Source organism: Lentzea sp. NPDC005914 (assembly GCF_040629405.1).
Taxonomy (GTDB): Bacteria; Actinomycetota; Actinomycetes; order Mycobacteriales; family Pseudonocardiaceae; genus Lentzea.
Genome location: NZ_JBEXVQ010000068.1, coordinates 1 through 14647, shown reverse-complemented (window position 1 = coordinate 14647; position 14647 = coordinate 1). Strand labels below are relative to the sequence as shown.

General features: G+C 70.2%; 14 protein-coding genes. 3 read left to right on the top strand and 11 right to left on the bottom strand.

Annotated elements, in window-relative coordinates:
- Window positions 1-113: 113 nt before the first annotated feature.
- Window positions 114-836, bottom strand: a complete 723-nt coding sequence (locus ABZ345_RS46425) for a DUF2071 domain-containing protein (protein ID WP_359862016.1) — start codon at window positions 834-836, stop codon at window positions 114-116.
- 78 nt (window positions 837-914) lie between these two features.
- Between ABZ345_RS46425 and ABZ345_RS46420 the strand changes: the two genes are divergently transcribed.
- Window positions 915-2216, top strand: coding sequence for a nucleobase:cation symporter-2 family protein (locus ABZ345_RS46420; RefSeq protein ID WP_359862014.1), 1302 nt, complete (start codon window positions 915-917; stop codon window positions 2214-2216).
- Here ABZ345_RS46420 and ABZ345_RS46415 read toward each other — a convergent pair.
- A complete protein-coding gene (locus tag ABZ345_RS46415; protein ID WP_359862012.1) occupies window positions 2213-3289 on the bottom strand; it encodes a diacylglycerol kinase in 1077 nt (358 codons plus the stop codon). The genes ABZ345_RS46420 and ABZ345_RS46415 overlap by 4 nt on opposite strands.
- 18 nt (window positions 3290-3307) lie before the next feature.
- Complete coding sequence (locus tag ABZ345_RS46410; protein ID WP_359862018.1) at window positions 3308-4096, bottom strand: SDR family oxidoreductase; 789 nt, start codon at window positions 4094-4096, stop codon at window positions 3308-3310.
- 59 nt (window positions 4097-4155) lie between these two features.
- On the opposite strand from ABZ345_RS46410, the gene ABZ345_RS46405 reads away from it, so the two are divergent.
- Window positions 4156-4770 (top strand): TetR family transcriptional regulator, encoded by a 615-nt coding sequence (locus ABZ345_RS46405; protein WP_359862010.1) that lies wholly within the window; start codon window positions 4156-4158, stop codon window positions 4768-4770.
- A 12-nt stretch (window positions 4771-4782) separates the two neighbouring features.
- Here ABZ345_RS46405 and ABZ345_RS46400 read toward each other — a convergent pair whose 3' ends face one another.
- The 3 genes from ABZ345_RS46400 to ABZ345_RS46390 are packed head-to-tail and all read right to left on the bottom strand — an operon-like array spanning window position 4783 to window position 8328.
- The gene (locus ABZ345_RS46400; RefSeq protein ID WP_359862008.1) at window positions 4783-5346 is read right to left on the bottom strand and encodes a hypothetical protein; all 564 of its coding nucleotides are present in this window, start codon (window positions 5344-5346) and stop codon (window positions 4783-4785) included.
- Between the two features lie 13 nt (window positions 5347-5359).
- A complete protein-coding gene (locus ABZ345_RS46395; RefSeq protein WP_359862006.1) occupies window positions 5360-5992 on the bottom strand; it encodes a TetR/AcrR family transcriptional regulator in 633 nt (210 codons plus the stop codon).
- A gap of 8 nt (window positions 5993-6000) precedes the next feature.
- Window positions 6001-8328, bottom strand: coding sequence for a glycoside hydrolase family 3 C-terminal domain-containing protein (locus tag ABZ345_RS46390; protein ID WP_359862004.1), 2328 nt, complete (start codon window positions 8326-8328; stop codon window positions 6001-6003).
- Between the two features lie 187 nt (window positions 8329-8515).
- On the opposite strand from ABZ345_RS46390, the gene ABZ345_RS46385 reads away from it, so the two are divergent.
- Window positions 8516-9241 carry an AfsR/SARP family transcriptional regulator gene (locus ABZ345_RS46385; protein WP_359862002.1) on the top strand — a complete coding sequence of 242 codons (726 nt, stop codon included), beginning with the start codon at window positions 8516-8518 and terminating at the stop codon, window positions 9239-9241.
- Here ABZ345_RS46385 and ABZ345_RS46380 read toward each other — a convergent pair.
- The 5 genes from ABZ345_RS46380 to ABZ345_RS46360 all read right to left on the bottom strand — a co-directional run bounded on the left by ABZ345_RS46380 (window position 9210) and on the right by ABZ345_RS46360 (window position 14548).
- Complete coding sequence (locus ABZ345_RS46380) at window positions 9210-9698, bottom strand: hypothetical protein (protein WP_359862000.1); 489 nt, start codon at window positions 9696-9698, stop codon at window positions 9210-9212. The two genes, ABZ345_RS46385 and ABZ345_RS46380, sit on opposite strands and share 32 nt — an antisense overlap.
- Before the next feature lie 90 nt (window positions 9699-9788).
- Window positions 9789-11897, bottom strand: coding sequence for a hypothetical protein (locus ABZ345_RS46375; RefSeq protein WP_359861999.1), 2109 nt, complete (start codon window positions 11895-11897; stop codon window positions 9789-9791).
- A gap of 93 nt (window positions 11898-11990) precedes the next feature.
- On the bottom strand, window positions 11991-12365 hold the full coding sequence (locus ABZ345_RS46370; protein ID WP_359861997.1) for a hypothetical protein: 375 nt from the start codon (window positions 12363-12365) through the stop codon (window positions 11991-11993).
- 10 nt (window positions 12366-12375) lie between these two features.
- Window positions 12376-12954, bottom strand: coding sequence for a hypothetical protein (locus tag ABZ345_RS46365; RefSeq protein ID WP_359861995.1), 579 nt, complete (start codon window positions 12952-12954; stop codon window positions 12376-12378).
- Window positions 12941-14548, bottom strand: a complete 1608-nt coding sequence (locus tag ABZ345_RS46360; protein WP_359861993.1) for a VWA domain-containing protein — start codon at window positions 14546-14548, stop codon at window positions 12941-12943. Before ABZ345_RS46360 ends, ABZ345_RS46365 begins: the two co-directional genes overlap by 14 nt.
- Between the last annotated feature and the right edge of the window lie 99 nt (window positions 14549-14647).

Here is a 14647-nt window from a genome sequence, read left to right as displayed (position 1 = left end):
CGGAGACGGCACCGCCGAAGCACCCGAATACGCCCGGTATGAGGCCGCTTCGGCGGCACCGTCTCCGGGCCTCTCGACCGTGACTCTCATCGAACAGACTTGCAGGACACGGCCTAGGTGAGGGGAACGCCGAACCGCACGGGCACGCCTGGTGAGTGCAGCACGCTGACCGGCGGCCCCACCGGCTGTCCGAGTCCTGCAGCGGCGACCAGCCCGTCGTCCAGTTCCAGCAGCTCCGCCTCGTGCAGCGGCCACTCCGGATGATCATTGGGCAGGTAGATCGTCCGCCCGTGCCAGGCGACGTGCAGACCCCACCGCGCCGTCAGGAATCGTTCGAGGTCACCGGCTTTCACGGGTTTTCCGGTCCGGACGACCACGCGACTGGACGCGCCGCGAGGTCCCGGCCAGATGCGCCGGCAGGTGTAGGTGAGGACGTCGTCCTCGCGGACCAGCCGCATCGACGACCACTTGTACGGCAGACGCGCGCTGGTCTGCGCGCCCAGCACCGGGACCAGCCTGCTCGCGTCGAGCGAGAGGAACACGACCCCGCGCCTTCCGGCGGTGTCCACCGAGTAGAGCCGGACGTTGGTCTCGCAGAACGTGCCCACGTACGGCAGCCGCGGCCCGACCCGCCCGCCGATCGGGTGCATGCGGAACGGCACGAGCCCGATGTAGGTGACGCCGTCGAGCACGTCCGGCCGGGTGCCGGCGGGCAGGAACCCCGCGACCTCCTGCGGCGGCACGGCCCAGTGGAGGAACGTGACGTCACGCCACCACTGGCCGACGGGCGCGAACCCCACCGGACGCGGTGTCAGCGGTGTCACCGGCTCGGTCATGGGTCCGAACGTACCGCTGAGCGGGCGACTTCTCGTCCACGTGACGCGGCGGCAACGTCGAGGGTCTACGAAGAGCACATGGAGACCGCCCTGAAGCATCCGGTCGACGAGGTGCTGCCACCCGCGCGACTGGGGTTGCTCGGTTTGCAGCACGTTCTCGCCATATACACGGGCTGCGTCACGGTGCCGCTCGTCTTCGGTGCCGCCGCGGGGCTCGACACCCACACCATCGGGCTGCTGGTCAACGCCGATCTGTTGGTGGCGGGCCTGATCACGTTGCTGCAGGCGCTCGGCATCGGGAACGTGCTGGGCGTCCGGCTGCCCGTGGTGGCAGGGGCGACGTTCACCGCCGTGACGCCGATGATCCTGATCGCCGGGCAGTACGGCCTGCAGGCCGTCTACGGCTCGATGCTCGCGGCCGGCGTGTTCGGGATCCTGATCGCGGTGCCGTTCGCGCGAGCCGTGCGGTTCTTCCCGCCCGTGGTGACCGGGTCGGTGATCACGGTGATCGGGCTGTCGCTGATCGGCGTCGGGGCCGGGCTGATCACCGGCCAGGAGTCCGCTGCCGACTACGCCTCGCCGTCGAAGCTGGCTCTGGCGTTCGGGATCGTGCTGGTGATCGTGCTCGTCGGACGGTTCGCCCGGGGGTTGCTGAGGCAGTTGGGCGTGCTGATCGGGCTGGTCGGCGGCACTCTGGCCGCGATCTTGCTGGGCATGACCGACTTCTCCGGGGTCGGTGACGCCGCGTGGCTGGGGATCGCCAGCCCGTTCCACTTAGGCGCGCCGCAGTTCCCGCTCGCCGCCGTGATCTCCATGTGCGTGGTGATGCTGGTGACCTTCACCGAGTCGACCGCCTCCATGCTCGCGGTCGGCGAGATGACGGGTCGCCCTGTCACCTCACGCGATCTGGCACGGGGCCTGGCCGCCGAGGGCGTTTCCGGTGTGCTCGGCGGGGTCATGAACGGCTTCCTCGACACGGCCTTCGGTCAGAACGTCGGCCTGGTCGGCATCACGAAGGTGCGCAGCCGGTACGTCACCGCGGTCGCCGGCGCGATCCTGGTGCTGCTGGGCCTCATCCCGAAGCTCGGCGAGATCGTCGCGGCCCTGCCCGGTCCCGTGGTGGGCGCGGCCGGGCTGGTCATGTTCGCGACCGTCGCGGCCCTGGGCATCGGGATCCTGGGCAGGGTCGACTTCGAGGACACGGGGAACCTGCTGATCGTCGCGGTGACGATCGGTGTCGGGCTGCTGCCGGTCGTGGCGCCGCGGATCTACCACTCGTTTCCCGCGTGGGTGCAGGTGATCGGAGGCAGTGCCATCACCAGTGCGGCGCTGACCGCGTTCGTGCTCAACCTGCTGTTCAACCACACCCGTCGCGCTTAGCGGCCGGGCAGCGACACCAGTCCGCGTCCGGTGGTCAGGGGCAGGTCGAGTGCGGTGAGCAGGCCCGGCGGGGCCTGCACGACCGCGGGAACGGCGTTGACCAGGCGCATCGCGGTCGACGCCACGCCCGCGGTGTTGTGGTCGCCGTCGCCACCGATCAGTCGCAGGTCCAGCACGTAGTTGGGTTCGCCGGTGATCTCCACGCGGTAGCAGCCGGTGCCGGCCGGCTGCGGCCAGTCGGGCGCGAGGTCCGGGCGCAGTCTGGTGACGTGTTCGAGCACCAGCACAGGGTGGCCCGCGACCATGCCGCTGACCGTGAACCGCAGCGCCGCCATGGTTCCCTCGGCGATCGTGCGGCCCGCGGCCGTGAACGCTTCCGGTGCCGCGAACCGCTCGTGGTGGTCGACCACCGAGTCCAGCGGGACGTCCAGGGCGGCGGCCAGCTGGCGGACCACGCTGCCCCAGGCGAGCGAGAGCACGCCGGGTTGCAGCAGCAGGGGAGTGTGGTCGGGCGGACTGCCGAAGCCCATGATGTCGAACAGCACCAACGGGTTGTCGTAGGTCGAGTAGTCCGTGATCTCCGAGCAGCGGATGAGGTCGATGCGCTGACACGTGCCGGACAGCAGCAGGGGCAGCCAGTCGTTGGCCCAGCCGGGGTCGATTCCGTTGACCCACAACGAACTTCCGCCCTCGGCCGCGGCCTGGCGAATGGGGTCGGTCACCTCGGGTGGCACGGTGCCCTCGGGATAGGACAGGAAGACCGGACCGCTGGCCACCACGTTGATGCCCGCGCGCAGCAGCCGGCACAGGTCCTCGACCGCCTCGGCCAGCCGGTTGTCGGCCATCGCCGTGTAGACGACGCAGTCGGGTTTCGCCGCGATCAACTGGTCCGCGTTCGTGGTCGCGTGGATGCCGAGCGGGTCCAGCCCGGCCAGTTCTCCGGCGTCGCGGCCGTTCTTGGCGGGGTCGGACACCCACACGCCCGCCAGTTCCAGGGCGGGGTTGTCGATGATGCCGCGCAACGCCCACTTGCCGACGTTGCCGGTGCTCCATTGCACGACGCGGTACGTCACCTGTGCCTCCTCGAGGCCTCAGAGATCAGGGAGGTGGAAGTCGAGGTTGGGCGCGCCGATCCCGCCGTCGACCCGCAGCACCGACCCCGTGGTGTAGCCCGACGCCCGTGAGGCCAGGAACAGCACCGCGGCCGCGACCTCGTCGGGGTGCCCCAGCCGGCGCAGCGGGGTCGCCTGTTCCATCGAGGTCCTGATCTTCTCGTCGCGGGCGACGACGTCCAGTGCCGAGGTGTGGACCGAGCCGACGTCGATCGCGTTCACCCTGATCCGGGGCGCGAGGTCCGTGGCCGCCAGGCGCGTGTAGTGGGTCAGGGCCGCTTTCGCCGTGCCGTAGGCGAGGAACCCGCGCCCGGCGAGGCGGCCCATCACGGAGGCGATGTTGACCACCGACCCGCCGTCGTTCGCGAGCATGAGCGGTACCGCCGCGCAGGTCAGCGCGTGGGCGGTGGTGACGTTGAAGTGGAAGGCGTCTTCCAGGAAGTCCGGCGTCGTGGTCAGGAACGTGTTCGGCAGCGTGCCGCCCACGTTGTTCACCACCACGTCCAGCCGCCCGAACCGTTCGACGGCCGTGTGCGCCAGCGCGGCTGCGGCGTCCACATCGGACAGATCCGCCGGGACGGTGACAGCCCGCCTGCCCAGTGCCTCGATCCTGCCTGCGACCTCCGTCAGCTGCTCCGCGGTCCGCGCGCTGATCACCACGTCCGCGCCCGCCTCGGCCAGTGCTACCGCCGATGCCGCACCGATTCCCCGTCCCGCACCGGTCACCACGGCCACCGCGCCTGACAACCCGAACATGTCCGTTACCACCCGGCTCACTCTTAAGCTCTGGTGCTTAAAAGTCAAGACGCGCGTGTTAACGTGGTGCCGTGGCCAGCGCGGACGCCAGAGAACGGATCATCGTCGCCGCCGAGCGGCTGATCGCCGAGCACGGCCCCGAGGTGCCGTTGCGCGACATCGCGACGGCCGCGGGGCAGCGCAACAACTCGGCCGTCCAGTACCACTTCGGCTCCAGGGACGGGTTGATCGACGCGGTCGCCGAGCATCGCATCGCCGACCTGGAACAGCATCGCCTCGAACTGCTCGCCGAGAGCGAGGCGACCGGCACGGCGCAGGACGTCCGCGCCCTGGTCTCGGCACTGGTCGTGCCGATGCTGACCGTGCCCTACTCACACGGCGCCACCCATTACGCGCGGTTCCTGGAACAGGTCCGCACTCACCCCGCACTGGCCGCGGACACCAATCTCGACCGGGCAGGACGTGCCGCGGTCCGGCTGATCATCGTGCGCCTCGACCGCGCGCTGGGGCAGTTGCCGTCCGCGGTGCGGCGCCGCCGGCTGCGCGTGCTGCCCACCGTGCTGTTCGCCCTGCTGGCCGACCGCGAGCGAGGCCTGCCGCGCGACGACCCGCACTCGGCGTCGGAAATTGTCGATCTGATCGTCGGCATGCTCACCGCTCCGGTGTCGGCCAGCGCGTCGCGGTGAGGCGTTCCGGCGTCATCGGTGAACCGGTGCGTCCGCGGGCAACCCGAACGCGGTGCGGGCCTTGACGACCGTCGCGTTCTCCAGATCCGGGACCGAGTTCTGCTGCAGCCAATGGAGCTTCCTGACGCCGATCCAGGAGAAGTTGGCGTCCACCCATGGTGAGTATCGCGATCCGTCTCCTGGTGCCTCAACGCGCAGCACGTCCACGGGCTTGGGTGGTGATGTCACGGTGACGAGCCGGGGAGCTGCCTCACCGCTGCCGACGATCAGTTCACCGTCCATCGCGACGAACTCCTGGCACATCTCCAGGATCCCGACCGCGGTCTCCTGCTGGTTCGCGTCCGATTCGATCACCTGGCCCGCGCAGAACCACCTCACCCCCTGGTTCGGGTGGGAGTCCTCCAGACTGCCGTGCCAGTGGTGCTGTTCGTAATAGGTGTCGACCGAGGTTCGCACGGCCTGCTCCCGCGCCGCGTCCATCCCCGAGGACCAGCCGAACACCACCCAGGCGACCGCGACCGTCAACACGATCGCGGAGCCGAGCACGACGAGCAGACGTTGTCGCCGAATTGGCATGAACTGAGGACGTCTACCCCTGGCCGGAGGTTCCCCAGCGGGCGCGCAGAGTGTCGGTGAACGCCTCGAACTCCGCTGCCATCGACATCTTCGGATCGAGCAGCCACTGCTGCTGCAGGCCGTCGATCACCGCGATCGTGGTGCGCACGATCGTGGCGGCCGGGGCGTCCGGGCTGATCTCGCCGCGTTGCTGTCCACAGTGGACCGCATCGGTGAGCCAGTTGCGGGTGCCCTCGTAGTGTTCGCGGATCCAGGCGTGGGCCGGATGCGAGGGTTCGGTGGCCTCGGCGGCCAGGCGGACGAACAGGCCGATCAGTTGCGGGCGGGTCGAGTTGCGGGCGACCAGGGCCGTCAGGGCGTCGAACGCCGCCCAGCCCAGGGGCGGGTCGGTGTCGCCGGAGAGGAAGTCGCCGTCCTGGCGGTCGCGCTCCTGCAGAACGGCGGCCAGCAGGGCCGCCTTGCTGGGGAAGTGGTGCAGCAGACCGGACTGCGAGAGCCCGGTTTTCGCCGCGACGGCAGCCACCGACGTGCCGCGGAAGCCGGACGTGGCGAACAGCTCGGTGGCGACGGCGACCGCTTTCGCCCTGGACTCCTCGCCCGAGATGTCCACCCGTGATCTGGCCCGGTACTTCGGTGGGAACGACACGGCTCACCTCACTCCTGATCTGCCCGCAGGGTAACGCGGACGTCGCCGAGACCGCGGGCGATCAGCACCTCGCCGCCGGTCAGCGGCTGCCAGCCGTCCTGCCAGACGCGTTGCACGCGCGGCGAGCACGGCACCTCGACGACCGTGCTCTCGCCCGCGGCCAGGTCGGCGGTGGCCCAGCCGATCAGGCGGACCGGTTCGCCGGACGGGCGCAGGTAGACCTGCACGACCTCGCGGCCGGATCGTGCGCCGGTGTTGGTGAGCGACACCGACACCGTGCCGACCACGCCATCCACAGTGGACAGATCTGCTGCCCCGTACTCCCAGGTCGTGTAGCCGAGGCCGTGGCCGAACCAGAACAAAGGGTCGACAGCGGCGCGGTAGCCGATCGCCGTGCCCTCGGAGTAGGGCAACGTGCCGTTGACAGGTACCGGGGTCAACGCGTCGGCGTCGGACCGCGGGAACGTGGTGACCAGCCTCCCGGCCGGTTCGACGTGGCCGAGCAACGCGGCCGCCACGGCGTCACCGGCTTCCTGGCCGGGCAGACCCGCCCACAGGACGGCGTCGACCTGCGCGAGCCACGGCATCAGCACCGGCGTCGCCGCGTTCACCACGACCACCGTGCGTTTCGCGGCCGCCGCCACCGCCGCGACCAGTGTGTCCTGCTCGCCGGGCAACGCCAGCGTGGTCTTGTCGAAGCCCTCGGTCTCCTGCTCGTCGGTGAGGCCGACGACCACCACCGCCACGTCGGCCTCGCGCGCGGCCCGCACTGCGGCGCCGATCGCGTCGGCAGGCGAGCGGGGGACAGGCTGGGTGATGAGACCGACCAGCGCGGCGGCCTCGCGCACGCGCGCCGTCACTCGATCGCCGGGGGACACGAGCACCTCGGTCGTCCAGGACGGCGGCTTCAGCAGCGCTTCCTCGACGATGCCGTCCGCCCAGGCCAGCCGGGTGGCGTGCTGCTCACCGGAAACCTCCAGCGTCCAGTCGCCGAACCCGCGCACCCCGACCAGCATGCGGGCGGGCTCGTCCAGCACGACCTCGCCGGACACCTCGATCGACGCGGCACCCTGCGCCCACCCGCCGTACGCCGCGAGCTCGGCGATCTCCATCTCCCGCGAAGCCAGCACCTCGCCGGACGCGTCGAACGTCGTGGCGCGGATGTCGCGCAGCACGCCGGGGCCGGGAGCGGCGTGCCTCTTCCGCACCTCCACACCGTCCACAACGGACACCCGGTCGCCCAGCAGCGCGGTCAGGCCGGTGGCGATGCCGATGACGTGCGGCGGACGCAGCCCGGCGGAACCACCGCCCTGGGCGACGGTGTCGATCGCGTGCCGGCTGATCAGCGCGACACGGGAATCTTCCAGCGGCAGCACACCGTTGTTCGTCAGCACCGTCATGCCGCCCGCGGCGAGCCTGCGCAACTGCTCCCGCCTGACCTCGCTGTCCGGTGCCGGAATGCCGGTCGGCCAGGTGCGCTCGCCACCGAACGCGCCGGTCCGCGACGCCAGGAGAAGCAGGCGGCCCAGGTGGTCGTCGATGACCGACTCGGCGACCTCGCCCGCTTCCACGGCCGCGACGAGCGCGTCCTCCCACGGCCCGCCGGGACCGGGCATGACCAGGTCGAGCCCGCCGTTCGCAGTCTCGGCCGCGGACTGCGCGGCGAACCAGTCGGACATGACCAGGCCGTCGAAGCCCCACTCGCCCTTCAGCACGCCCTCGACCAGCTCGGTGTGCTCGGTCGCGGGAACACCGTTGACCTTGTTGTAGGCCGCCATGATCGCCCACGGCGCGGCGTCCTCGACGACGATCTCGAACGGCAGCAGGTACACCTCGCGCAACGTCTTCGCGTCGAGCTCCGAGCTCACCGTGCGTCGCTCGGTCTCGGACTCGTTGGCGACGTAGTGCTTCGGCGTCGCGGCGATTCCCTTGTCCTGCAAGCCCCGCACGTACGCGGCGGCCAGCGCGCCGGTGAGCAGCGGGTCCTCGCTGTAGGCCTCGAACAGTCGACCGCCGAGCGGTGTGCGGTGCAGGTTGATCGTCGGGCCGAGCACGACGTGGACCTTCTGCGCGGCGGCCTCGTCCGCGAGCAGCGACCCGACCTCGGAAGCGACCTCCAGGTCCCAGTGCTGCGCCAGCAACGTGGCGTTGGGCAGCAGGCAGGCGATCCGGCCACCCCGCAGCTCGTCACCCCGCACGCCGGTCGGCCCGTCCGAGAGCTTCAGCGACGCCAGCCCGATCGCGGGCTCCGGCCACAGCGCGAACATCGCCGACCCGGTCAGCAACCGGACCTTCCTCGCCAGATCGAGGTGAGCGATCGCTTCTTCGACGTTCATCAACGCGCCTTCCGCAGGGGGACGAGACGAGCAGACCAGATATACCGACCGAGTACTCGGTCGGTATATCTCCCTGAGACATTTTCGTTATCTCGCGGTTACGTAGTCGTCGCTGGTCGGGTGATGTGCCACGGCACGGCACACCTGCGGCACGCCTCTTCCTGTGTCCAAGGGGAGGGGAATCGGGATGAGAGTCGAGGTGCGGCTGCTCGGGCCGCTGGAGGTGCACGGGCCGGAAGGTCTCGTGCACTTCACGGGTGCCAGACGCCGGGCGGTCTTCGCGTTGCTGGCCTTGCGGCTCGGCCGGATGGTGTCGCGGTCGGCGCTGGTCGACGGCCTGTGGGGTGAGGACGTGCCACCGACGGCGACGAAAACGTTGCAGGGGCACATCGCGAAGGTCCGCAGGGCACTCGCGGCAACGGGCGCGGACGGCGTGGTGCTGACCAGGGAACCAGGCTATCTGCTGGACGTCACGCGGGTCGTGGTGGACGTCGAGGAGTTCGACGAGCACGTCAGCCGCGGCAGATACGCGGCGGCACTGGCTCTGCACCGCGGTGAGCCGCTTGCGGACTGCCCGGTCGAGGGCTGGGCGAGCGCGGAGATCATCAGGTTGCGGGAGGCGCTGGCGTTCGCGGAGGAGAACCACGCGGCGGCGCTGTGCCTGGACGGGCGGTACGCCGAGGCGATCGGGCAGCTGGAACGGCTCGTCGCGCTCTACCCGTTGCGGGAGTCGTTGTGGGACTTGCTGATGGACGCGCAGCACCGGGCGGGCAGGCCCGGTGACGCGCTGCGGACGTACCGGCGGGTGCGGACGTTGCTGGTGGACGAGTTCGGCATGGAACCCGGCGACGCATTGCGCCGCCGGGAAGCCGTAGTGCTCTCTAGAACGGGCTGGACAGCTCACTCGACCTGAAGGTCCTGGTCGACACGCGCTGGTCGAACAGCCGCACGCGGGCGTACAGCTCGTCGCCGCCGTCGGAGTCCTCGTCGAGCGCCGCGTACGGCACGCGGATGTCCATCTCGGCGCTCAGGCCGCCCTCCCAGGCGTTGACCCAGCTCAGCGGGATGCGGAACTCCGCGTTGTCGAAGAACGGGTCGGCGCCCATGGCCCACGCGTCGATCGGGTCACCGGGCTGGTCGATGATCGCCTGCGCGTCGGCCTGGGACATGGTGATGTCGATGCCCACGTGCACGTCGTACTGGTCGCCGCTGACATGGGTGATCGAGAAACAGATGACGTGCTTGGAGCCGCTCGAGCACGTCGACTTCGCTTCGGCGGCGCCCGACATCACGGTCATGAGGCCCAGGGCGGCGAGCCCGATCGCGCCGAAGCGCACGAGGCGCTGCAGCACGGATCTCTGCTTTTCCATAGCTCTCCTTGTGCGGTGCGTGGCGCTTTCCGATGGCGCCTGCACAAAGTTCTACGAACCGCCGGTGGCGAACCGGCTGCCGTCCGGTGGTCAAGATCGCCCAGGCCGGTACGAGCAGCGGTATCCGGTGGTGACGGACGACCGCAGAGCGTCCGCTGTGGACGGTTCGGTCGTGGCGATGGTGTCGATGGCGCGGCGGATCGCCTTGCGCACAGCGGTTCTGGCGCGTTCGGCGGGGCCGGCGAAGTTCCTGGTGCGGCCGCCGAGTCCCGTCTCGTGCTCCAGGTGGCTGAGCAACGCCTCCAGCTCGACCTCCAACTGAGGCGCCGGATCTTCCTCGATCCGCGCGCGGAGGTCGCGGATGCGCGCGAGGTAGGCGGTGCGGGCCGACGAGTCGAGCAACGGCTGGTTGCCGCTGTCCTGCCCGCCGACGAGCTCCAGCGCGGGGATGTCGGCGCCGGGAGCCGCCACGAGCTGGGCGAGGTACCGCATGCCGACGAGGTCCTCGACGCGGATTTCCGCGCTGTGGTGGGACACGACCCACCAGCCGCCTTCGCGCCGGATCGAGATGCGGCCGGTCGGCGCGCGCCGGGTCCACTGCGCGACGCGCTCGGTCATGCCCATCTCGGCCGCGTCGGCGATGGCGGCGTCCCACAGCTCTCGTGCCCGCTCCCCGCCCACGACCTGGGCGAGCTGAGCGCGGGCGTAGGCGGTCATGGGTTTGTTGCCCAGCCGGATGTTGGTGGTGACAGCGCGTTCGAGGTGCGCGACGGCGAGGCCGTTGTCGCCGAACGTCATGGCGGTCAAGCCCAGCAGCAGTTCGGTCGAGCCGAAGCAGACGACCGCGGTGGCGGGCACGACCGGCAGGTCCGCGAACGGCGCGAGCAACCGGTAGGCCTCGCGGGCGATCTCCGCGTCACCAAGACCGGCGGCCACGTGCACCACGGAGAACATGCACGTGATCCAGTTGCTGGACAACGGAACCGCGGCCAGGCCGTTGATGGTCAGCCGCTGCAGCGCCGACCGTGCGCGGTCGGGTTGCCCGGCCTCCATCGCCAGCAACGCGTGCGCCGCCTCGAAGGTGAACTCGAGGTCCGGCAGCGTGGGGGACTGCGTGACCTGCTCGGCCAGGTCGACCAGCTCGCGGCCGCGTCCCTGGATCCACCGGATCGCGAAGAAGTGCGTGCTGTGGAACGTCTCCGCGTCCACGTCGCCCACCTCGGCCCCGAGCTTCAGGCACGCGGCGGCCTTCTGCTCGGCCTCGGCGAACCTGCCGGCCCGGATCGTCCGCATGACGTCCATCGCGGCGTGGAAGAAGAGCACCGCCGGAAAGCCCGCTGCCCGCTCGGCCAGTTCGGTCTGGGACCGTTCCGCGTGCGGGTCGCCCAGGCAGAACAGGTCCTGGGTGCGCCGGCACAACCCGCTGAGCGCCTGCAGGTCCAGTCCCGCCGCCGACGCCACGGCGATCAACTCGCCGGTGAGGTCGAGCCGGGCGGCGATGTGCCGCGGTGACCACAAGGCATGATGGGCCAACGACAACGCCTCGGCCACGGTCACCGGGTCGCCGGTTGCTCTGGCCCGGGTCAACGCTTCCAGCACGGGCTCGGTCTCGCGCCGGTGGTAGGCCTGCTCGGCCGCGAGCCGGACGACCAGCCGGGTGCGCAGCGGTTCGGCGGGGCTGGTCGCGAGCGCCTCTCGCAGCCGGGAGATCGCCAGCGCGCGGTCGGCCCGGCCGCGGAATTTGTTGACCCACATGCCCGGCAGCCCCAGCGCGGCTTCGGGATCGCCGTCGCGGGCCGCCTGGTCCAGCAACCCCCGCGCCTCGGCGACCCGGCCCTCCGCCAGCGCGGTGTGGGCGCGTTCGACCAGGTCGAACGCCGTGGAGGTGACGACGATGATGACGGGCAGGAGATGCACGTCGGCCAGGAACCGGGTGAGCTGGTCGGCGTCCTCACCGGCGAGGTCGATGTCGTCGACGAGGATCAGGGCCGGCGTGCCCGTCAGGACGTCGACCACATGTCGCCAGTACGCGGGTGCGTCCGGGCGGCAGCTCGCCCAGACGACCGCGAACCCGTGTGCCCGGGCGAGCTCCACGGCCTGGGCCCGCTGCTGCTCGTCGACCAGGAAGAACTGCCCGGAACCCCGCTTCGCCCGGTCGAACGCCGACTCCGGCAGCACTGCCTCGCTCCATCTGGACACAAGAATCTAGTGGAGGCTGGGCGGCGCCACGTACGCACGTATTCGGGTCTGATGGACCTGGTTCGGGGAAGCGAACGGCGGGTGGAGTGGCGTTCAGCCGGCCTGGTGCGGGAACATCGCGAACGACAGGTCGTCCGTGAGCGGCGTGGACATGTGCCCCTCGCCCTCGGTGTCCTCGAAGGACAGCAACGCGCCCGGCCCGAACTCGCGGCGTTCCCCGGTCGACACCGTGACGGCGGCCCGGCCGGTCAGCACGACGAGCCACTGCCTGCGCGGGGCCACGTGCAGCTCCCACTCGGGCGTGCCCCCGGACGGTTGCTCGACGACCAGCATCGACGACGCCGCGAACGGTCCGGACACCAGCAGCGGTGGCACGCCCTCGACCGTGACCGTGGGCGTGCCTTCCACCTCGACGTCCTCGAAGCCCGATTTGCCGTTCTCGTCCGCGAAAACCCTGACGTAACGCATGATCCGCAGGCTACTCGCGATCTTCGAGGTACCGCGTGTGGTCGGTCTGGCGTTGCGCGTCGGCCGCGTGGAACCGTTCCGCGACCCTGACGGCGTCGGCCTTCAGCAAGTCCAGCTGCCGCACCAGTTCCGCGCCTGAGCCACGTGCGGCGGCGTACCACCACGGCAGGTTCAGGTAGGTCTGGACGGACAGCGGCAGGTCGATGCCGACGAGCCTGGTGACGGCGTGCAGGGCGTCCGGGTCGGCGCGCAGCTCGCGTGGGCGGTCGAGCATGCCGCGCAGGATCTCGGCGATCTCGCCCAGCTTCGGGGCGACCTCGGTGGGCACGTTGAAGCCCCGCACTCGCTGGACGAGCGCGTCCAGCTCGGCCCGGAGCTGACCGGCTTCCTCCTCCGGGTCCGTGACCAGGATGATCCGCTCGGGAGGCGCGGCGAGCGCGCCCACCCCGTAGAGGCCGATCACCACGACGACCCAGTACGAACCGGCGAGCCCGACGAGGTGCAGGAGGAGACCGATCAGGCCGCCGACACAGCCCGCGAGGTTCTTCCAGGACGCCAGGTAGCGCAGCACCGGATTACTGGTAGCCACGGATCTCCTTGAAGGCGGCGGAGAGCGAGCGGCTGCGGGCGTCGAACACCTTGCCGCCGCTCATCTTCGCGAGCCGGTCCATCTCGGTTGTGGCGCTCTCGCCGAACAGCACCGGGAAGATCGGGATGCCCTTCAGGTTCTGCGGCAGGTTCTGGTGGAACACCTGGAACTGGAGGATGTCCTCGCTGCCGGTGTTCTCGCCGTCGGTCATCAGCACGATCGACGTGAACCGGTCCGGGTCGGCGTTGATCTGCTCGCGCAGCACGTCGTACCCGCTGCGCAGGCTGCTGTAGATCGCCGTGCCGCCCGACGCGTCCAGGGACGTCGCGGTGTCGCGGATCTGGTCGAGGACCGGGCGCGGGTTGTCCGCCTGCACCTCGTACTTCAACGCCGGGCGCGCGGTGCTGTTGAACGGCAGCAACGTCACCTGCTCGCGGCCGTGGAACCGGTTGAACTTGCCCGCGAGCGACTCGTCGGCGCCCGTCAGCCCGGCCAGCGCCTGGCGGAGGCCGTCGATGCGGTCGCCCTGCATCGAACCGGACGTGTCGAGCACGTAGAGCGTGCGGGACGGGCGGCGCAGCTTGTCGAAGTACGTGGTGATCAGACCGTCCACAGCGGACTGGCTACCCGGGAACGGCAGTTCGACGAGGTCCTTCACCGCGAACTTGCCGTCCAGCGGCACCTGCGGCACGGCCGGGCGGCGGTGCGTGGTGTCCATGATCTTGCGCTGGGCGTCCGGGCTCTTCAGGTAGTCGGAGAGCTTCTGGTGCGCCTCACGGGCTTCCGACGACGCGGACTTGAGCAGCGTGAGCGGGTAGTCCGCCGTGACCACGCCGTCGTTCGGGTAGACCAGTGTCAGCGGTTCCGGCTGGTTCTGCGACAACAGGACCGACTCGTAGTTGATCAGACCGTCCACTTTGGCGCCGGGATCCTCGCCCCTGGCCCTGCGACCGTAGGCCTCGGACAGCCAGCCCGACGAGCCTGCGGACAGCGTCTGGGCCGAGAAGAACTGCTTGAGCTGCGGGGCGACGGCGGAGATCTTGGCCGCGTCCAGCGCCGAACCCGAACCGGACAACGCGGCCGCTACACCGACCAGTGCGGAGAAGCCCGAGTTGGAGGCGGACGGGTCGGTCATGCCGTAGGTGAACTTCTGCGCACCCGCGGCCTCGGCGATCTCGGCCCAGCCGACGCGCTTGGAGTCCCAGCCCAGTTCCTTGACCTTGGCGGCGGGCAGACCGAGGACGACCGGGGAGGACATGACCTTGGTCGGGGTGCCGAGGCGCTTCTGGGCGTCGGGGACCAGTTCGAGGTAGCGGTTGGAGGAGAACCAAACGGCGTCGAAACCCTGCTCGGCGGCGCCGCTCGCGACCTTCTCGGCACCCTCGATGGTGCCGGTGAAGCTGAACTTCACACTGATCCCGGTGGCTTTGGCGGCCTCGTCGAGGACGGGCTGCAGGTCCGCCAGCTCGCTGCCGGCGAGGACGCGCAGGACGCCGGGGGAGGGGTCGCCGACCGGTCTGGACGGGTCGGGCTCGTCGGAACATCCCGCCAGCAGCGCCAGAACGGCTGCCGCGGGGACGAGGCGGCGGATCATGCTTGCTCCATAAGATTGTTGATGTTCAGGACGGGATGTTCTGGATGCCTGGAGCGACGAGGTGTGGCTGATGGTTGCTTGTCGTTGGGTGGCTTCCGA